Source organism: Brevundimonas albigilva, from assembly GCF_023503965.1.
Lineage (GTDB): Bacteria > Pseudomonadota > Alphaproteobacteria > Caulobacterales > Caulobacteraceae > Brevundimonas > Brevundimonas albigilva.
Window position 1 is genome coordinate 2,580,186 of sequence record NZ_CP097298.1, and the last position, 18,676, is coordinate 2,598,861.

The window sequence follows — 18,676 nt, forward strand, 5'->3', positions numbered from 1 at the left end:
GCGGATCAGGCGTCCACGGTCCGGTCGACGACATTGGGATTGGGCGGCGTGTCGGCGTGCACGACGCTGCTGGAGCCGTTGACGGCGAAGCAGACGGTGGCGCCTTCCTCGGCCGTTGTGACGACATGGCGGAAGGCGCCGAACAGTTCGCGTCCATAGCCCCAGGACGAGCCCTCGGCATGGGCGGGGCTGCGCGTGGCGCGCGGGCGGCCCGTCAGGTCGTCGACGCCCACGGTGGTCAGGACCCCGGCCTCGGGATCCAGGCGGATGATGTCGCCGTCGCGGATGTGGGCCAGGGGCCCGCCGGCCAGGGCCTCGGGGCTGACGTGGATCGCCGCCGGGGTCTTGCCGCTGGCGCCCGACATGCGGCCGTCGGTGACGAAGGCGACCTTGAAGCCGCGGTCCTGGATCACCGAAAGGGCCGGCGACAGGCTGTGCAGTTCCGGCATGCCGTTGGCCTTGGGCCCCTGGAAGCGCAGCACCACAACCACATCGCGGAACAGCTTGCCGTCCTTGAAGGCCTGGAGGGCGTCCTCCTGGGTCTCGAAAACGGCGGCCGGCGCCTCGACGATGCGGTTCTCGGGCTTGACCGCCGAGATCTTGATCACCGCCCGGCCCAGGTCGCCCTGGACCAGACGCAGGCCGCCCTCCCTGTCGAACGGGTCGGAGGCGGGGCGCAGGATGTCGCGGTCCAGGCTCTCCGTCACGCCGTCGCGCCAGACCAGTTCGCCGTCCACCATTGACGGTTCCTGGAAATAGGCGGCGACGCCCTTGCCCATGATGGTGGTCACATCGGTGTGGATGTTTCCGTTGGCGGCCAGTTCGCGCGCCACGAAGGCGACGCCGCCGGCGGCCTGGGGCGTTCACGTCCGCCGAGCCGTTGGGATAGACCCGCGCCAGCAGCGGCGTGACCGACGACAGCTCGTCCATGTCGGTCCAGTCGATCAGGATCCCCGCCGCCCGCGCCATTGCCACCAGGTGGATGGCGTGATTGGTCGAACCGCCGGTGGCCAGCAGGGCCACGATCATGTTGACGATGGACTTCTCGTCGATGACGTCGGCCATGCGGCTTTCGCCGGTCCGCGCCAGTTCGACCGCCCGCTTGGCCGCCGCCGCCGTCAGGGCGTCGCGCAGGCCGGTGTCGGGATGGACGAAGGCGGTGGACGGCATGTGCAGCCCGCCCAGCTCCATCATCATCTGGTTGGAGTTGGCGGTGCCGTAGAAGGTGCAGGTGCCGGGCGAGTGATAGCTGCCGATCTCGCTTTCCAGCAGGGTCTGCCGGTCCACCTTGTTCTGCGCGTATTCGGCGCGGACGCGGGCCTTTTCCGCGTTCGGGATGCCCGACGGCATCGGGCCGGCCGGGGCGAACACGACCGGCAGATGGCCGAAGGCCAGGGCGCCCATGAACAGGCCCGGCACGATCTTGTCGCACACGCCCAGCATCATGGCGGCGTCGAAGGCGTCGTGCGTCAGGCCGACGCCGGCCGACATGGCGATGACGTCGCGGCTGAACAGCGACAGCTCCATGCCCGGCCGGCCCTGCGTGACGCCATCGCACATGGCGGGCGTGCCGCCGGCGACCTGGGCCGTCGCGCCGACCTCGCGCACCGCCTGGCGCACCACGCCGGGAAAGCGTTCGAACGGCTGGTGGGCCGACAGCATGTCGTTGTAGGCGGTGATGATCCCCAGGTTCGGCCTGGAGCCGTCCATGGCCGTCAGCTTGTCGGCGATGGTCTGGCCGGCGAAGGCGTGCGCCCAGTTGGCGCAGCTCAGCTTGGCCCGGCCGGCGCCGCTGTCGCGCGCGGCGTCCATGCGGCGCAGATAGTCGGCGCGGGTCTCGCGGCTTTTCTCGACGATGCGGGCGGTGACCGCGGCGACCGTGGGATGAAGGGCCATGTCAGCCTTCCTCCGTCCACAGAACTTCTAGGGGAACGTCATTGGCCAGCAGGGCCGCGATGGGCTGAACCTTGGGATCGCCCTTGGCCTGGTCTTCGAAGACGGCGCGTTTGGTCGCGCCCTTCAGGCCCAGGATCACCCGCCCGGCCGACATCAGATAGGGCAGGTTGATCGACAGCCGCTCCTGCGGCGGCGCCAGGCCGTCGCGGCCGTGCGGCACGCCCAGCACGGTCGGTTTCAGGGTGGGCGTCAGCAGGGTCTTGAGGGTGGGGCTTTCCGGGAACATGGAACAGATATGGCCATCCTCCCCCATGCCGAGAAGGACCGCGTCGAAACGACCGCCGACATCGGCCAGGGCGTGCGCGGCCACCGCGGCGGCGCGGTCCACCGTCACCTCGGGCGTATAGAGGGGCACGAACCGCGCGGCGGCGGCTGGACCCTGCAACAGCACGTCGCGGATCAGCCGGGCGTTGGAGTCCGGCGAGGTCTCGGGGACGTAACGCTCGTCCACCAGGGTGACGGCGACGTTCGCCCAGTCCAGGTCGGTCGCGGCAAGGCGACGATAGACGGGGGCGGGGTCGATCCGCCCGGACCGGCGAAGACGGCCCGGCCGGCGTCGCGCAGGGCGCCGCCCAGGGTCTCCGCCAACCGTGCGGCGATGGCCTCGGCCCAGGCGTCGACGCCGGCGAAGGATTCGATTTCAACCTCACGCATCGGCGGTGTTCCAGTCGCGTCCGGTGCGCGCCACCAGCATATCCGCGGCGTCCGGCCCCCAGGTTCCGGCGACGTACTCATGCGGCTTCTGGCCGGATTCGGCCCAGGCCTCGGCGACCTCGTCCACCCACCGCCAGGCCTGCTCGGCCTCGTCGCGGCGGACGAACAGGGTGGAATCGCCGGCCATGGCGTCCAGCAGCAGCCGCTCATAGGCGATCCGGCGACGCGGCGGGGCGTCGCCCTTGCCGTCGACGCCCCACGACAGGCTCATCTTGATCGGCTGCAGCTGCATGCGCTGGCTCAGGCCCGGGCGCTTGTTCATCACGGTCAGGGAGATGTCTTCCTCGGGCTGCAGCTCGATGACCATGCGGTTGGCCTGCACCTCGCCCCGATCGTCGCGGTCGAAGATGGAGTGCGGCACCGGCTTGAACTGGATCACGATCTCGGTGCGCTTTTCCGGCAGGCGCTTGCCGGTGCGCATGAAGAAGGGCACGCCGGCCCAGCGCCAGTTGTCGATGTCGGCGCGGATGGCGACGAAGGTCTCGGTGTCGGAGTCCTCGCCGCGCTCCTCGTCATAGCCCTTGACCGGCTTGCCCTCGGAAACGCCCGCCACATACTGGCCGCGCACGGTCACGCGCTCGGCCTCGTCCGGCGTGATGGGGCGCAAGGAGCGCAGCACCTTGACCTTCTCGTTGCGGACCGAGTCCGGGTCCAGGTCGCTGGGCGGCTCCATCGCCACCAGGCACAGCAGCTGCAGCATATGGTTCTGCAGCATATCGCGCAGCGCGCCGTACTCGTCATAGTACGGCCAGCGATCGCCCACGCCGACCGTCTCGCCGATGGTGATCTGCACGTGGTCGATCGTCAGATTGTTCCACAGCGGCTCGAAGATGGTGTTGCCGAACCGCAGGGCGATCAGGTTCTGGACCGTCTCCTTGCCCAGGTAATGGTCGATGCGGAAGACCTGGTCCTCGCGGAAGGCGTGGGCGACGGCGTCGTCGATCTCCAGGAAGGACTTCAGGTCGCGGCCGACCGGCTTTTCCAGCACGATCCGAGCGTTCCGTTCGGCCAGGCCCGCCGCCTTCATGGCGGTGACGATGCGGGCGTAGAGGGACGGCGACACGGCCAGGAAAGAGGTGACGGCGTCGTCGCCGACCTTGGCTTTCAGTCCCTTCAGGCTGTCGGCGCTGGTCGCGTCCACGGCCAGGTAGTCCAGCCGCGCCTTCATGCGCGACCAGCTTTGTTCGTCCCAGAGGCGGTCGGTCTCGGCGCGCGCCTTCACCGCCGCGTGGACCTTGGCCACATATTCGTCAGGGGTCTCTTCCGAGCGCGCCGCGCCGATGATCTTAAGCCCCTCGGGCAGCAGGCCGTCGTGTTCGAGAAAATAGAGCGATGGCAGCAGCATCCGCATGGCGAGGTCGCCGCCGCCGCCGAACAGAATGAGTGCCGCCATGCCGTCTTCCCTTCCAGAATCCCATTTGCCGGGACCGATCGCCTTTACGGCCTAGCCCGCGCCTTTGCCCGCTTCCGCCCGCGAGGCCAACACGTCGAGGACGTCCTGAAACACCATGTTACGGGCATGGAGAAGAACGAGCAGGTGGTAGATCAGGTCCGCCGCTTCGCTGGCCAGTTCTTCGTCCGGCCCCGCCACGCCGGCCAGGGCGGTCTCCACGCCTTCCTCGCCGACCTTCTGGGCGATCCGCTTGGGGCCCTGCGCGATCAGCCGCGCCGTCCAGCTCTCTGACGGGTCTGCGGCGGCGCGCTGACGGATGGTCTGTTCCAGCCGGGCGATACGGCCCAGGCCCGGAGCGTCGCCATCGCCGAAACAGCTGGTGCGGTGCAGATGGCAGGCGTTCCCGACCGGGCGCACCCCCAGCACCAGGGCGTCGGCGTCGCAGTCCGGCGTGATCGAGACGACATGCAGCCGGTCGCCCGAGGTTTCGCCCTTTCGCCACCGACCGCCGCGCGAGCGGGAGAAGAAGGTCGCCTCGCCCGAAGACATGGTCTCGTCCACCGCCGCGCGGTCCATATAGGCCAGGGTCAGGACCTGCAGGGTGTCGGCGTCCTGGACCACGACCGGAACCAGGCCGTTCCCCTTGGCGAAGTCGACGGTGTCCGGGTCGAATGTCATAGGCGCATCTCCAGCCCCTGGTCTGCGAGATAGGTCTTCAGGCCCGGGATCGCGATCGCCCCCGTATGGAACACGCTGGCGGCCAGCGCGCCCGAGACGTTCGCCTGTCTGAAGACGTCCCTGAAATGCTCCGGCGCGCCGGCGCCGCCCGAGGCGATCAGCGGAATGGTCAGTCGGGCGCGGGCCGCGGCCAGTTGTTCGATGTCATAGCCCCTGCGCACCCCGTCCTGGTCGATGCAGTTCAGCACGATCTCGCCCGCGCCCAGGCCCTGCGCCTGGTCCAGCCAGTCGAGCGTGCGCTTGCCCGCGCGGCGACGGGCGTCCGGATCGCCGGTGTACTTGTGCACGACCCATTCGCCGTCCTCGAACCGGCTGTCGACGCCGACCACCACGCACTGGCCGCCCAGCCGCTCGGCCATTTCGGCGATCAGTTCGGGCCGCTCCAGCGCCGGGGAGTTGATCGACACCTTGTCCGCGCCGTGATCCAGGCACCGCGCCGCCTGCTCCACGCTGCGGATGCCGCCGGCGACGCAGAAGGGGATGTCCAGCAGCCGGGCGATGTCCCGGATCCAGCCATAGTCCAGCGTCCGCCCCTCGGGGCTGGCCGCGATGTCATAGAAGACCAGTTCGTCCGCCCCCTGGTCGCGGTAGCGCGCGGCCAGGTCGGCGGCGTCGCCCATGTCCGCATGGCCCACGAATTTGACGCCCTTGACCACCCGGCCGTCCTTGACGTCCAGACAGGGAATGATGCGCCGTGCGGTCATGATCGCCGGGCCGTCGCGATGGCCTCGGGCAAGGTGAAGCGGTTTTCGTAGAGCGCGCGGCCGACGATGACGCCGTTGCACCCCAAAGCCTTGATCGCGGCGATGTCCTGCAGCGACGAGACGCCGCCCGACGCTTGCAGCACCAGGTCGGGCCGTCTCAAGCGGATCTCCGAAAGCAGCTCCAGATTCGGTCCGGTCAGGGCGCCGTCGCGGCCCACGTCGGTGACCAGCAGGTGTTTGGCCACGCCCTTCGGATAGCGATCCAAGGCGTCCCACAAGGTGACGCCAGAGGACTGGGTCCAGCCCTTCAAGGCGGCGATGGGAACGCCGCCGTCTATCTTGACGTCCAACGCCAGGGTGATGCGCTCGGCCCCGAAACCCTTGAGCCAGGCGGCGACGTCGTTTGGCTGCGTGACGGCCAGGGAGCCGATGACGACCCGCGAGACGCCGGCGTCCAACAGCGCGGCCACGTCGTTGGCGCCGCGCACGCCGCCGCCGGACTGGATCTTGACGTCAATGGCGCTCGTCAGTTCGCCGATGAGCCCGTGCTGCATCGCCCGGCCGGCTTCGGCGCCATCCAGATCGACGACGTGGATCCACTGCGCGCCCTCTGCGGCGAAGGTCGTCAGACGCGCGGCGGGTTGGTCGTCGTAGCGCGTCACCTGATCGAAGTCGCCGTGCATCAGGCGCACGCAGACGCCGTCCTTCAGGTCGATGGCGGGGTAGATCAGCATGGGAGACTCAGGAAGTTCTTGAGAATGGTCGCGCCCGTGTCGGCCGACCGTTCGGGGTGAAACTGGCAGCCCCAGCGATTGGCCGACCGCACCACGGCGGGGACCGCGCCGCCATAGTCCGCGCGCGCCAGGGTCGCCGGACCGTCCGGGCAGGCGAAGCCGTGAACGAAATAGGCGTAGGCGCCGGCCGCGACGTCGTCCAGCAGCGGATCGTCCCGATCCGGCGTCAGGCGGCTCCAGCCCATGTGGGGCACCGGCAGGTCGCCTTCGGGCGCCAGTCGCCTGACCGCGCCCGGGATGACGCCCAGCATCCGAACGCCGTCGCCTTCCTCGCTGCGCTCGAACAGCAGTTGCTGGCCCAGGCACACGCCCAGCAACGGACGCGAAAAGGCCCGAAGCGGCTCGACCAGGCCCAGTTCGGCCAGACGCGTCATCGCATAACCTGCGGCGCCCACGCCGGGCAGGATGACGCGCTCGGCGTCCGCGACGACGGCCGGATCGTCGGTCAGGCGCACGGAGGCGCCCAGCCGCTCCAGCGCGAACTGGACCGAGGCGACGTTTCCCGCGCCATAGGCGACGACGGCGACCTCGCTCACAGCACCCCCTTGGTCGACGGCACGGCGTCGCCTTCGATCCGGATGGCCTGGCGCAGGGCGCGCCCGAAACCCTTGTAGGCGGCTTCGGTCTTGTGATGGTCGTCCTGGCCCGTGACCTTGATGTGGACGGCGGCGCCCATCGCCTCGGCCAGCGAGCGGAAGACGTGGGCGGTCAGGTCGGTGCGGTATTCGCCGATGTAGGGCGTCTCGAAGCGTCCCTCGAACACGGGGTACGGCCGCCCCGACAGGTCGAGGGCGACGTGGGCCTCGGCCTCGTCCATGGCCAGTACGAAGCCGTAGCGGGCGATGCCCCGGCGTTCGCCCAGCGCCTGCTTCAGCGCCTGGCCCAGGGCGATGGCGCTGTCCTCGATGGTGTGGTGCGGGTCGGTGTGCAGATCGCCCTCGCACTGCAGCCGCAGGGAGAAGCCCCCGTGGGCGGCGATCTGCTCGAGCATGTGATCGAAGAAGCCGACGCCGGTTTCGATGCGGATCGGGCCGGCCGCGTCCAGGTCGACGGCGCAGACGATGCGGGTTTCCTTGGTGTCGCGCACGGCCTGGCCGACGCGGGCCGGGCGACGCTTGGCGGGCGTCAGGCCGAAGGCGGCCAGCAGCCGGTCGTTGACCTCGGGCCTGATCGAGATCGGCAAGCGCAGCCGGTCGCCGGACAGGTCGGCGTCGACGCCATAGGTCCGCAGCGCCGCCAGCATCGCCGCCGCATTCTCCGGCCGGGCCATGACGATGGGCCCGACGCCCGGCTCGACCGTCATCTGTCGGCCCAGTTCGCGCGCGATCCGTTCACGTTCGCGTCGGACCGAGGCGATGCGTTCGCCCGTCTCGATCATCCTGGACGGATCCAGGGCCTGCATCGCCAGGCGAACCAGCGGCTCGGGCAGGGCGTAGGGCTCCCGCACCGACGCCAGGCGCGCCAGGACCTCGGGCCGGGCGACAGCCGCGCCGACCCGCGCCCCCGCCAGGCCATACGCCAGCGACAGGCTGCGAAGGACGACCAGATTGGGGTGGTCGGCGACGACGGTGACGGCCGAGACGCTGTCGGAGAATTCGATCAGCCCTTCATCGACCACGAGCAGGGCGGGGAAGACGCGGGCGGCCATTTCGGCCACGGCCTCCGGCGATCCGAGGGCGCGGACGACGACGGCCGCCGCCTCGCCTTTCGTCGGATAGATGGCGGCCAGGCTGTCATAGGGTTCGGCCTTGGGCGCCTCGACCGCGCCGCCGTCGCGGGCGGCCAGACGCCAGACCAGCTCTAGCCCATGCGTCAGGCCGCGCACCGGCAGCACCTGGTCGACCGGCGCGCCATAGATCGCCGCCATGCGCGCGGCCAGCGCCCGCGGATCGGTCGGATAGCGATCCAGGCCGTCGCCGCCCGACGCCAGCGGCGGATAGGGGGCGGGCAGGGTCATGCCTCGCTCCTCAGGTCGGCGGCGCGGGCGTGGGCCTCCAGGCCCTCCATCCGGGCCAGGCGCGCCGCGACAGGGGCCAGTCGGCGCGCGCCGTCCCGATCGACCTGCTGCACCGACATGGTGGTCATGAAGCTGGCAGTCGTCACGCCGCCCAAGGTGCGCGCGCCGCCGTCGGTCGGCAGGACGTGGCTGGGGCCGGCGGCGTAATCGCCAAGCGTCTCGGCGGCGAAGCGCCCGACAAAGACGGCGCCGGCCGCCTGAATCCGCTCCACCAGTTCCTCGGCGTACTCCACCTGAATCGCCAGATGTTCGGGACCATAGAGGTTGGCCGCCTCGCAGGCGGCGTCCAGATCGCGCACCAGAATGGCGCGGCCTTCCTGGAGCGAGGCGCGGGCGACGGCCTCGCGCGGCAGGGTCGAAACCTGGGCCTCCACCTCGGCCAGGACGTAGTCGATCGTGGCGCGGCTGGTGGAGACCAGGATCACCTGGGCGTCGGTGTCGTGTTCGGCCTGGCTCAACAGGTCGGCGGCGGCGATCTCGGGCGCGGCGTCGCGATCGACGATGACCATCAGTTCCGACGGGCCGGCGGGCATGTCGACGGCGGGGCCGCCGGGCAGGGCGGCGGCCTGCTTCTTGGCCTCGGCCACATAGGCGTTGCCGGGGCCGAACAGCTTGCCGCAGGCCGGTATGGTCCCGTCCTCCAGTTCGACGCCGAACGTCAGGGCGGCGATGGCCTGGGCCCCGCCCATCAGCCACAGGGCGTCCAGGCCCGCCTCGGCGGCGGCCAGGATCATGGCGGGATGGACGCTTCCGTCCTTGCCCGGCGGGGTCACGGCGACACGCTCGCCCACCCCCGCCACGCCGGCGGGTATGGCCAGCATCAGCAAGGACGAGAACAGCGGCGCCGTGCCGCCGGGCACGTAAAGGCCCGCCGACGCGATCGGACGCCACGCCAGTTTCGACCGCACGCCGGGGGTCGTCTCGACGAAGGGCGTGTCTTCCGGCCGGGTCGCCTGGTGAAAGATGCGGACGTTCTCGGCCGCCATACGAAGCGCGCGGGTGTCGGCGGGCGGCAGGGCGTTCCGGGCCTCGGCGACGGCCTGCTCGGTGATGGCGATCCGGCGGGGCGGGGCCTTGTCCAGCCTCACGCACCAATCGACCACGGCCGCGCCGCCGCGTTCGCGCACGTCGTCCAGGATGTCGCGCACGACGTTCGTCACGTCGCCCGATGTCCGGCGCGCGGGGCGGGCCAGCGCGGCCTTTCGTCCCGCGTCGTCCAGCGATGACCAGTCGATGCGCTTCATCACATCATCTTCTCGATCGGCAGGACCAGGATGGCCGAGGCGCCGGCGGCCTTCAGCTTCTCCAGCGTCTCCCAGAAGACCGCCTCCTGGCACACGGCGTGGACGGCCACCGCGTCGTCGCGGCCCGACAGGGGCATGACGGTGGGCGAACCGGCGCCAGGAAGGATGGCGGTGATCTGGTCCAGCGCCGCGCGGGGTGCGTTCAGCATGACGTATTTCGCCCCTTGCGAGGAGACGACGCCCGCCATCCGCTCGATCACGCTGTCCAGCAGTTCGGCCAGTTCCGGCTCGGGGGCGATGGGCGAACGGATCAGCACCGCCTGGCTTTCCAGCACCGTGTCCTGGGCCTTCAGCCCGTTGGCCTCCAGCGTCGCGCCCGTCGACACCAGGTCGCAGATGGCGGCCGCCAGCTTCAGCCGGGGCGCGACCTCGACCGCGCCGCGCATGGTCACGATGTCGGCGGCGACCCCGTTGTCGTCCAAGAAGCGGCGCAGGATCTTCGGATAGGAGGTCGCGATCCTGAGGCCCTCCAGCGAGGTCGGACCCTCATAGGGCAGGGTCGGCGGGGTCGCGATCTTCAGGGTGCAGCGGCCGAAACCCAGCGGCATGACGATGGCGGCGTTCGCCCCGCCGTTCTTGCCCTCCTCCAGCACGTTCTCGCCGACGATGCCCAGGTCGCAGACGCCGTCGGCCACGAAGGTGGGGATGTCGTCGTCGCGCACGCGCAGCAGGTCGATCGGATAATTCTCGACCCGGTACAGCAGGTCGTTGTGGCCCTTGACCCACTTCAGGCCCGCGTCGCGGATCAGGTCCAGGCTGCGGTCGGCCAGGCGGCCGGATTTCTGGACGGCGATGCGAAGCCGTCCCTGCACGGTGCTCATGTTCGAATACTCAGGCTTTCAGCCGGTCCAGGGCGATGCGGTATCCCTGGTGCGGCATGTCTTTCAGATAGCGGGCGACGCGGACCACGGTGGTGGGGCTGGCGTGCGCCTCGGCGGCGATCTCGCGATAGGACTTGCCGCCCTGGTCCAGCAGACGCGCGACCTGCCAGCGCTCGGCGAAGGCGCGCAGTTCGGCTGGGGTGCACAGGTCGGCCAGGAAGGCGTCCATCTCCTCGCGCGTCTCCATCGAAAGGAGCGCGTCATGCAGGGCTGCGCGGGCGGGCGGGGCGGTCATGGCGCGTTCCACTATGATGTAACGATGGAACGGTCAAGGGCGTTCGGGGCGTCGCCCTCCCATTTCGCTCGTCATCCTCGGCCCCAGCCCTAGGATGACGATGGAGAGGGGCGAGAAGGCCAACTCGCCACTCGCCACTCGCCGCTCGCCGCTCTATCTGTCCCGCCATGACCAAGGTTCTGATCATCGGCGCCGGGCACGCCGGCGGCTCCGTCGCGGCCTTTCTGCGACAGTACGGACACCAGGGGCCGATCGTGCTGGCGGGCCAGGAGGACGCGCCCCCTATCAGCGGCCGCCGCTGTCCAAGGCCTGGCTGAAGGGCGAGGCGGACCTGGAGGCGCTATTGCTGCGCCCCCTCGGCTTCTACGCCGAGCAGGACATCGACTTCCGTCCGGGCGTCCAGGCCGTCTCGGTCGATCCGGCGGCGCGGCGGGTCGGATTTCACGACGGGACCGAAGAGACCTATGACGTCCTGGTGCTGGCGACGGGCTCCACGGCGCGCAAGCTGCCCGTGCCCGGCGGCGATCACCCGGACCTCCTGGAGCTCCGCACCTTGCATGACGCCGAGCGGCTGAAGGCCGTCCTGGGACCGGGGCGGCGTCTGGCGGTGGTCGGCGGCGGCTATGTCGGGCTGGAGGCGGCGGCGTCCGCGCGCGCCCTGGGCGCCGAGGCGGTCGTGATCGAGCGCGCGCCCCGGGTCCTCGCGCGGGTGGCGTCGCAGACCCTGGCGGACTTCTTCACCCAGCGCCATCGCGCGCACGGCGTGCAGATACTGACCGGCGCCGAGGTGACGGCCATCGGCCGCGACGGCGTGACCCTGGCCGACGGGTCGACGATCCAGGCGGACGCCGTCCTGGTCGGCGTCGGGGCCGCCGCCAGCGACGGCCTGGCGCGCTCGGCGGGCCTGTTGTGCGACGACGGCGTGGTGGTGGACGGGGAGGCGCGAACCAGCGACCCCGCCGTCTTCGCCGTGGGCGACATGACGCGACGGCCCATCCCGGTTCATGGCGGGATTCATCACCGGCTGGAAAGCGTTCCGAACGCGCTGGAGCAGGCCAAGCAGGCGGCGGCCGCCATCGTCGGCCGAACCGGTCCCGCCCCGGAGGTTCCGTGGTTCTGGTCCGATCAGTACGAATTCAAGCTGCAGATCGCCGGCCTGCCGTTCGCGGCGGACCGCCAAGTGCTGAGGGGCGACCCGGCCGGCGGCGCCTTCGCCGTCTTCCACCTGGCGGGCGACACGGTGGTCTGCGTCGAGGCGGTCAACGCCCCGCCCGAGTTCATGGCGGGAAAGAAGCTGATCGCCGCGGCGACCCCGGTGGACGCCGGCAGGCTGGCGGACCCGACCGTGTCGATGAAGGCCGTGGCGGCGGGCTGACTTCCTTCGCCGCACTGCAACAAAACTGTTGCGCTTTCCGTTCTCTGCCCATCACTCTGTGATTTCTCATCGCGGCGGGGGCGAATGACGAAGGCTTTCGACGAAATGTCCGGCCGTGGGTCCGGAAGGATCCGCGACAGCTACAGCACGCTGGCGGCGTGGCTGGAGAATGCGCCGCCCGACCTGCTGCAGGCGCGCTCCCGCCAGGCGGAGCTGTTCTTCCGGCGCATGGGGGTGACCTTCGCCGTCTATGGGGACGAAGAGTCCAACGAGCGGCTGATCCCCTTCGACGTGGTGCCGCGCATCATCGGCGCCGACGAATGGTCGGCGCTGGAAAAGGGGTTGAAGCAGCGCGTCACCGCGATCAACGCCTTTCTAAGGGACATCTACGGGCCGCAGCATTGCCTGAAGGCGGGGATCGTCCCGCCCGAGCTGATCCTGACCAATCCGCACTACCGGCCCGAGATGCAGGGCCGCCGGCCCCCCGGCGACGTCTGGTGCCACATCTCCGGCGTCGATCTGGTCCGCACGGGCGAGGACGGCTTCTACGTGCTGGAGGACAATGTCCGCACGCCCAGCGGCGTCTCCTACATGCTGGAGAACCGCGAGATGATGATGCGGCTTTTCCCCGACCTGTTCGCCGAACACGCCGTGCGGCCGGTCGAAATCTACACCGACATGCTGCTGCGTTCGCTTCAGGCCTCGGCCCCGGCCGGGGCGGGCGAGGATCCGACCATCGTTGTGCTGACGCCCGGACCCTACAATTCGGCCTATTACGAGCACAGCTTCCTGGCCGACAAGCTGGGCGTGGAACTGGTCGAGGGCGGCGACCTGTTCGTCAACGACGACACCGTCTTCATGCGCACGACCGAAGGGCCCAAGCGCGTCGACGTCATCTATCGCCGCATCGACGACGACTTCATCGACCCGCTGACCTTCATGCCCGACTCGGCGGTCGGGGTGCCGGGGCTGATGTCGGCCTATTTCGCCGGTCGCGTGACCCTGGCCAATGCGGTCGGAACGGGCGTGGCCGACGACAAGGCCGTCTATACCTACATGCCCGAGATCATCCGCTTCTTCACCGGCGAGGAGGCGATCCTGAAGAACGTGCCGACCTGGCGCTGCCGCGAGCCCGAGGCGCTGAAGGAGGTGCTGTCCAAGCTGGATCAGCTGGTGGTCAAGGAAGTCGGCGGCTCCGGCGGCTATGGGATGCTGGTCGGGCCGACCTCGACCAAGGCCGAGATCGAGGCTTTCCGCGCCAAGCTGATCGCCGATCCCGACGACTTCATCGCCCAGCCGACGCTGGACCTGTCGACCGCGCCGACCCTGGCCGGCGGCGCCTTGTCGCCCCGTCACGTGGACCTGCGGCCGTTCGTCCTGTCCAGCCCCGCGGGCGTGCGCGTCGCGCCTGGCGGCCTGACGCGCGTGGCGCTGAAGGAGGGGTCGCTGGTCGTCAACTCCAGCCAGGGCGGCGGAACCAAGGACACCTGGGTGCTGGACAACTGATGCTTTCTCGCACCGCAGACAGTCTCTACTGGACCGGCCGCTACATGGAGCGGGCCGATTTCCTGGCGCGGATCCTGGAGGCCGCCATTCGCCTGGCCGCCCTGCCGGCCAAGGATCACGCCGCCGTCACCGCCTGGGCCGGGGCGATCGCGTCGTCCGGCGTCAGGACCGCCTTCGACGCCTCGGGTCGAACGCCGTCGGAGAAGTCGGTGCGCGAATATCTGGCCTTCGGCGCGGACAATTCGACGTCGATCAAGGCCTGCATCACCCGCGCCCGCACCAATGCGCGCTCCGTTCGCACGGCCCTGACGATCGAGCTTTGGGAGGCGATCAACGGGGCCTGGAACGGCCTGCAGGAGTTGGGCGAGCCGACCCGGCGCGACGACTTCACCAACTTCCTGGACTTCGTGAAGTCCACGTCCCTGGCGGTCGAGGGGGCGTCGTCGCGGACGATGCTGCGGAACGACGCCTACTGGTTCCTACGCCTGGGCATGGCGATCGAGCGGGCCGACAACACCGCGCGCCTGCTGGATGTCAAATACCACCTCCTGCTTCCGCCGGGCGAGCGGGTCGGCGGGCAGCTGGACTATTTCCAGTGGACCACCCTGCTGCGCGAGGTGTCGGCGTTGACGGCCTATCGCTGGGTCTATCGGGAATCCGTCCGGCCGTGGCTGGTGGCCGATCTGCTGGTGCTGAACCGGCAGATGCCGCGCTCGCTGGCGTCGTGCCAGGGGATGATCGTCAGCTATCTGGAGAAGCTGGCGGCGGATTACGGCCGTCGCGGCCCGGCCCAGCGCCTGGCCTCCAACCGAATGACCCAGTTCAACGAGGCCCGGATCGAAGACATCTTCCAGTCGGGTCTGCACGAATACATCCAGGCCTTCCTGAACGAGAACAACGCCCTGGCCGGAGCCATCCACGAACAGTACCTGGTCTGACGATGCGGATACGGATCGACCACGCCACCCGCTACGCCTACGCCCGGCCCGCGCGCTTCATCGTGCAGATGCTGCGGCTGACGCCCAAGTCGTGCGAGAGCCAGCAGGTGCGCGACTGGCGCATAGAGACCGACGTGGACGCGCGTCTGCGGCGCAGCGAGGACGCCTTCGGCAACATCGTCCACAGCCTCTATACGGAGCGACCGACCGACGACCTGACCATCCGCGTCACGGGCGAGGTGTCCACCGTCGACACGGGCGGCGTGATCCGGGGCAGAACGAGAAGCTGTCGCCCAGCGTCTATCTGCGCGAGACGCGGCTGACGCGCCCGGACGCGGCCCTGACCGCCTTCGCCGACACGGCGGGGCAGGGCGGGGCGCTGGATCGGATGCACCGGCTGATGGGGGCCATCCACCAGGCGGTGGCCTTCGACGTGGGCGCCACCTCGGCGACGCATTCGGCGGCCGAGGCCTTCGCCCTGCGGCGCGGGGTTTGCCAGGATCACGCCCAGATCTTCATCGCCTGCGCGCGGGCGGGGGCGTGCCGGCGCGCTATGTATCGGGTCACCTGAACCGGACCGACGGCCAGCACGACCAGGACGCCGCCCACGCCTGGGCCGAGGCCTGGATCGACGATCTAGGCTGGGTCGGCTTCGATCCCGCGAACGGCATCTGCCCGACCGATCACTACGTTCGGGTCGCCATCGGCCTGGACGCGCTGGGGGCCACGCCGATCCGGGGAACCAGCTACGGCGGCGGCGTCGAGAGTCTGACGGTCGCCCTGCATGTGCGCCCGGTGCAACAGAGCCAGCAGCAACATCAGAGCCGGGGATGGTCCTGATCGCCATGTCGTCCGAATCTGCTAGCGTCAGGCGATTCGCAACGCGGGGAGCGGATAGGGCGCAATGACCTATTGCGTGGGAATGCTGGTCGACGAGGGGTTGGCGATGATCGCCGACACCCGCACCAATGCGGGCGTGGACAACATCTCGTCCTATCGCAAGCTTCACGTCTTCAAGACGCCCGGCGAGCGCGTCCTGGCCGTCGCCACGGCCGGCAATCTGTCCGTCACCCAAACGGCGCTTTCGATGGTGGGCGAGGGCGTGACCCTGCCGGATTCGGCCGGGCCCGAAACCCTGGAGACGGCGCCGACCCTGTTTCGCGCCGCGCAGATACTGGGGCACGCCCTGGCCAGCGTCCGCGCCAGCATCAACACGCCGCCCACGCCGACCGCTGACGGGCTGAACGTCACCGCCTCCATGCTGCTGGGCGGCCAGATCGCGGGCGGCAAGATGGGCCTGTATCTGATCTACGGGCAGGGCAACTTCATCGAATGCGGCCCGGACACGCCCTATCTTCAGATCGGGGAACTGAAGTACGGCAAGCCGATCCTGGACCGGGCCCTGCGCCCGAACACGTCGCTGTCCGAGGCGGTGAAGCTGGGCCTGATCTCGTTCGACTCGACCATCCGGTCGAACATCGCCGTGGGGCCGCCTTTCGACCTGATCGTCATTCCCCGCGACAAGATGGTGGGAATGGAGCGGCGGATCGACGCCGACGATCCCTATTTCCGCGACCTGGGCCGCCGCTGGTCCGAGGCGCTGGCGGCGGCGCACCGCGCCATGCCGGACCCGACCTGGCTGGACCTGCAAACGCCGCCCGCCGCGAAGACCATGATGATCGCCAGCTGACGCGACTGAGATTAATTCTCAATTCGGCTTGTGCGGCAATGTGAAGCTGGTTATTGCGAGCGCATCGCAAAATCAGGCCAAAAGGTCGCACCAATATGTCCGAAACCCGCGCTTCCTCTCTCCGCGCGCTTCTCTTCGCCTCCAGCGCCGCCGGAATGCTGGTGGCGGCCCCAGCCGTCGCCGCCGATGCGTCGGCTGACGAGGCCGTCGTCACCGCCGCCGACCAGCAACAGCCGGCCAACCTGGGCACCATCGACGTGAACGGCCAGGTCCAGAAACGCGAACCGCAAAGCCCGGAATATGTGGCGCCGCTGGTGGACACGCCCCGCGCGGTGACGATCATTCCCGAGCAGATCATCACCCAGACCGCCGCCACCTCGCTGGAGGATCTGCTGCGCACCTCGCCCGGCATCACCTTCGGCGCCGGCGAAGGCGGCCAGCCCCTGGCGGAGCGTCCCTTCATCCGCGGCCAGTCCTCGGCCAACAACATCTTCGTGGACGGCGTGCGCGATACGGGCGGCCAGTCGCGCGAGGTCTTCAACCTGGAACAGGTCGAGGTCATCAAGGGGCCTGACTCGGTCTATTCGGGCCGTGGTTCGGGCGGCGGCAGCATCAATCTGGGCTCCAAGACGCCGCGCCTCACCGACTTCGTCAGCGTCGGCGCCGCGGTCGGCACTGACGACTATTATCGCGCCACCATCGACGGCAACTGGCGCTTCAACGACACCACCGCCTTCCGCCTGAACCTGCTGGCGACCGAGGGCGACGTTCCGAACCGGAACGCGGTGGATTTCGAGAAGTACGGCCTGGCGATGGCCTTCGCCACCGGCCTGGGAACCGACACGACCGCGACCCTCAGCCATTATCGCCTGCGCAGCGATTCCATGCCGGACTACGGCATCCCGCTCTACACCAAGCTGGGCGGCGCCACGGCGCCGCGTCCCGACGCCTCGGGCATCCTGGACGTGCCCTATGACACCTTCTACGGCCTGAAGGCGCGCGACTATCTGCGCAACGAGGTGGACAGCGTGACCCTGAAGCTGGAGCACCGCTTCAGCGACACCCTGGCGATCCGCAACATCACCCGCTACTCGGAAACCCTGAACGACTATGTGGTGACCAACCCCGGCGACGGCGGCTCGGCGCGGCTGGTCGACGGCGAATGGTGGATGAAGCGGGGCCTGAAGTCGCGCTGGAACCCGACCGAGACCCTGGCCAACGTCACCGACCTGTACGGCTCGTTCCAGACCGGCGCGATCAGGCACAGCTTCGACATCGGCCTGGAGCTGTCGACCGAGGACAACAAGAACGCCTCCTACACCGTCACCACGACCGGCGGCACGGCCTGCCCGACGGGCTTCACCGGCTTCGACTGCACCCTGGTCTATGACCCGAACCCGAACGATCCGTGGACCGGCTCGATCGTGCGCGGCGCGGTCAGCGCCAACACGACCGACACCACGGCGGTCTACGCCTTCGATTCCATCGCGTTCGGCGAGAAGTGGCTGTTGAACCTGGGCCTACGCTGGGACGACTATTCGGTCGACGGCGTGGACGGCGCAGGCGTCGCGATCCCTGAAGCGCGATGGGACTTTGTCAACTATCAGGTCGGCCTGGTCTACAAACCGACGGCGAACACCAGCGTCTACGCCTCCTTCTCGACCGCCTCGACCCCGCCGACCATTCAGGGCGGCGACCAGAACGCCGCGCCGACGGCGGCCAACGCCGTGCTGGATCCGGAAGACACCGAGAGCTACGAGGTGGGCGCGAAGGCCAATCTGTTCGGCGAGCGTCTGTCGCTTTCGGGCGCCCTGTTCCAGACCACCCGCAAGAACGCTCTGATCCTGGTCGACGACGGCGTTTCCGAACAGGTGGGCGAGACCGAGGTGCGCGGCCTCGAACTGGGCGTCTCGGGCAACATCACCCCGGCCTGGACCGTGTTCGGCGGCTACACCTACATGGACTCCGAACTGGTCCGCGGCCCCGTGACCATCGTGGACGGCGAGCCGGTTCCCAGCGTCTTCGAGGGCCTGCAGCTGGCCAATACGCCGGAGCACAGCGTCAGCCTGTTCTCGACCTATCGCGTCATGCCGCGTCTGACGCTGGGCGGCGGCGTCTATTATGTGTCCGACCGGTTCGGCGGCAACCAGGGCGGGGCCGGCGGCGGCGCCAACCGCGTCTTCGCCCCGGAATACACCCGCATCGACCTGTTCGGCAGCTACGAGCTGACCGACCGGGCCAGCCTGCAGCTGAACATCCAGAACGCCGGCGACGAGGAATACATCCTGCGGACCAACGGCGTGCACCACGCCGACCCGGCGCCGGGTCGCCAGGCGATCCTGAAGCTGAACGTACGCTTCTAAAGGCCCGATCCCCGGCCTATCCTGACGGCCCCGTCCCCGGCGGGGCCGTCTTCCTTTTCGGCGAGGCC

Annotated in this window: 17 protein-coding genes and 2 pseudogenes; 8 read left to right on the forward strand and 11 right to left on the reverse strand. The window is 69.3% G+C overall.

Features of this window, described 5'->3' with window-relative positions; all coding sequences use genetic code 11:
* Nucleotides 1-5: 5 nt before the first annotated feature.
* The 11 genes and pseudogenes from edd to MU852_RS13650 form a co-directional block, all read right to left on the reverse strand.
* Nucleotides 6-1,896 (reverse strand): annotated as a pseudogene (gene edd, locus MU852_RS13600) (phosphogluconate dehydratase).
* A 1-nt stretch (nucleotide 1,897) separates the two neighbouring features.
* The gene (gene pgl, locus MU852_RS13605) at nucleotides 1,898-2,590 is read right to left on the reverse strand and encodes a 6-phosphogluconolactonase (RefSeq protein ID WP_347342396.1); all 693 of its coding nucleotides are present in this window, start codon (nucleotides 2,588-2,590) and stop codon (nucleotides 1,898-1,900) included.
* 12 nt (nucleotides 2,591-2,602) lie between these two features.
* On the reverse strand, nucleotides 2,603-4,063 hold the full coding sequence (gene zwf / locus MU852_RS13610; RefSeq protein WP_249750011.1) for a glucose-6-phosphate dehydrogenase: 1,461 nt from the start codon (nucleotides 4,061-4,063) through the stop codon (nucleotides 2,603-2,605).
* Between the two features lie 51 nt (nucleotides 4,064-4,114).
* The gene (hisIE, locus tag MU852_RS13615; RefSeq protein ID WP_249750012.1) at nucleotides 4,115-4,741 is read right to left on the reverse strand and encodes a bifunctional phosphoribosyl-AMP cyclohydrolase/phosphoribosyl-ATP diphosphatase HisIE; all 627 of its coding nucleotides are present in this window, start codon (nucleotides 4,739-4,741) and stop codon (nucleotides 4,115-4,117) included.
* On the reverse strand, nucleotides 4,738-5,505 hold the full coding sequence (hisF, locus tag MU852_RS13620; RefSeq protein ID WP_249750013.1) for an imidazole glycerol phosphate synthase subunit HisF: 768 nt from the start codon (nucleotides 5,503-5,505) through the stop codon (nucleotides 4,738-4,740). Before hisF ends, hisIE begins: the two co-directional genes overlap by 4 nt.
* A complete protein-coding gene (hisA, locus tag MU852_RS13625; RefSeq protein ID WP_249750014.1) occupies nucleotides 5,502-6,239 on the reverse strand; it encodes a 1-(5-phosphoribosyl)-5-[(5-phosphoribosylamino)methylideneamino]imidazole-4-carboxamide isomerase in 738 nt (245 codons plus the stop codon). The genes hisF and hisA overlap by 4 nt, the downstream gene beginning before the upstream one ends.
* Nucleotides 6,233-6,835 carry an imidazole glycerol phosphate synthase subunit HisH gene (hisH, locus tag MU852_RS13630; protein WP_249750015.1) on the reverse strand — a complete coding sequence of 201 codons (603 nt, stop codon included), beginning with the start codon at nucleotides 6,833-6,835 and terminating at the stop codon, nucleotides 6,233-6,235. Before hisH ends, hisA begins: the two co-directional genes overlap by 7 nt.
* Nucleotides 6,832-8,256, reverse strand: a complete 1,425-nt coding sequence (hisB, locus tag MU852_RS13635) for an imidazoleglycerol-phosphate dehydratase HisB (RefSeq protein WP_249750016.1) — start codon at nucleotides 8,254-8,256, stop codon at nucleotides 6,832-6,834. Before hisB ends, hisH begins: the two co-directional genes overlap by 4 nt.
* A complete protein-coding gene (gene hisD, locus MU852_RS13640) occupies nucleotides 8,253-9,560 on the reverse strand; it encodes a histidinol dehydrogenase (RefSeq protein ID WP_249750017.1) in 1,308 nt (435 codons plus the stop codon). The genes hisB and hisD overlap by 4 nt, the downstream gene beginning before the upstream one ends.
* The gene (gene hisG, locus MU852_RS13645; RefSeq protein ID WP_249750018.1) at nucleotides 9,560-10,441 is read right to left on the reverse strand and encodes an ATP phosphoribosyltransferase; all 882 of its coding nucleotides are present in this window, start codon (nucleotides 10,439-10,441) and stop codon (nucleotides 9,560-9,562) included. The genes hisD and hisG overlap by 1 nt, the downstream gene beginning before the upstream one ends.
* Before the next feature lie 10 nt (nucleotides 10,442-10,451).
* Nucleotides 10,452-10,736 (reverse strand): YerC/YecD family TrpR-related protein, encoded by a 285-nt coding sequence (locus MU852_RS13650; RefSeq protein WP_249750019.1) that lies wholly within the window; start codon nucleotides 10,734-10,736, stop codon nucleotides 10,452-10,454.
* 167 nt (nucleotides 10,737-10,903) lie between these two features.
* Between MU852_RS13650 and MU852_RS13655 the strand changes: the two are divergent.
* The 8 genes and pseudogenes from MU852_RS13655 to MU852_RS13685 all read left to right on the forward strand — a co-directional run bounded on the left by MU852_RS13655 (nucleotide 10,904) and on the right by MU852_RS13685 (nucleotide 18,608).
* Nucleotides 10,904-12,111, forward strand: a pseudogene (locus tag MU852_RS13655) (NAD(P)/FAD-dependent oxidoreductase).
* Nucleotides 12,112-12,195: 84 nt separating this feature from the next.
* Entirely contained in the window at nucleotides 12,196-13,617 is a 1,422-nt protein-coding gene (locus MU852_RS13660) for a circularly permuted type 2 ATP-grasp protein (protein WP_249750020.1), read from the forward strand.
* A complete protein-coding gene (locus MU852_RS13665; RefSeq protein ID WP_249750021.1) occupies nucleotides 13,617-14,555 on the forward strand; it encodes an alpha-E domain-containing protein in 939 nt (312 codons plus the stop codon). Before MU852_RS13660 ends, MU852_RS13665 begins: the two co-directional genes overlap by 1 nt.
* 2 nt (nucleotides 14,556-14,557) lie before the next feature.
* Nucleotides 14,558-14,878, forward strand: coding sequence for a transglutaminase N-terminal domain-containing protein (locus MU852_RS13670; protein ID WP_249750022.1), 321 nt, complete (start codon nucleotides 14,558-14,560; stop codon nucleotides 14,876-14,878).
* A gap of 65 nt (nucleotides 14,879-14,943) precedes the next feature.
* Nucleotides 14,944-15,126 (forward strand): transglutaminase-like domain-containing protein, encoded by a 183-nt coding sequence (locus MU852_RS17510; protein ID WP_283843632.1) that lies wholly within the window; start codon nucleotides 14,944-14,946, stop codon nucleotides 15,124-15,126.
* Complete coding sequence (locus MU852_RS13675) at nucleotides 15,096-15,395, forward strand: transglutaminase-like domain-containing protein (protein ID WP_283843633.1); 300 nt, start codon at nucleotides 15,096-15,098, stop codon at nucleotides 15,393-15,395. Before MU852_RS17510 ends, MU852_RS13675 begins: the two co-directional genes overlap by 31 nt.
* A gap of 64 nt (nucleotides 15,396-15,459) precedes the next feature.
* A complete protein-coding gene (locus MU852_RS13680; RefSeq protein WP_249750023.1) occupies nucleotides 15,460-16,245 on the forward strand; it encodes a proteasome-type protease in 786 nt (261 codons plus the stop codon).
* A gap of 95 nt (nucleotides 16,246-16,340) precedes the next feature.
* Entirely contained in the window at nucleotides 16,341-18,608 is a 2,268-nt protein-coding gene (locus MU852_RS13685; RefSeq protein WP_249750024.1) for a TonB-dependent receptor, read from the forward strand.
* Nucleotides 18,609-18,676: the final 68 nt, after the last annotated feature.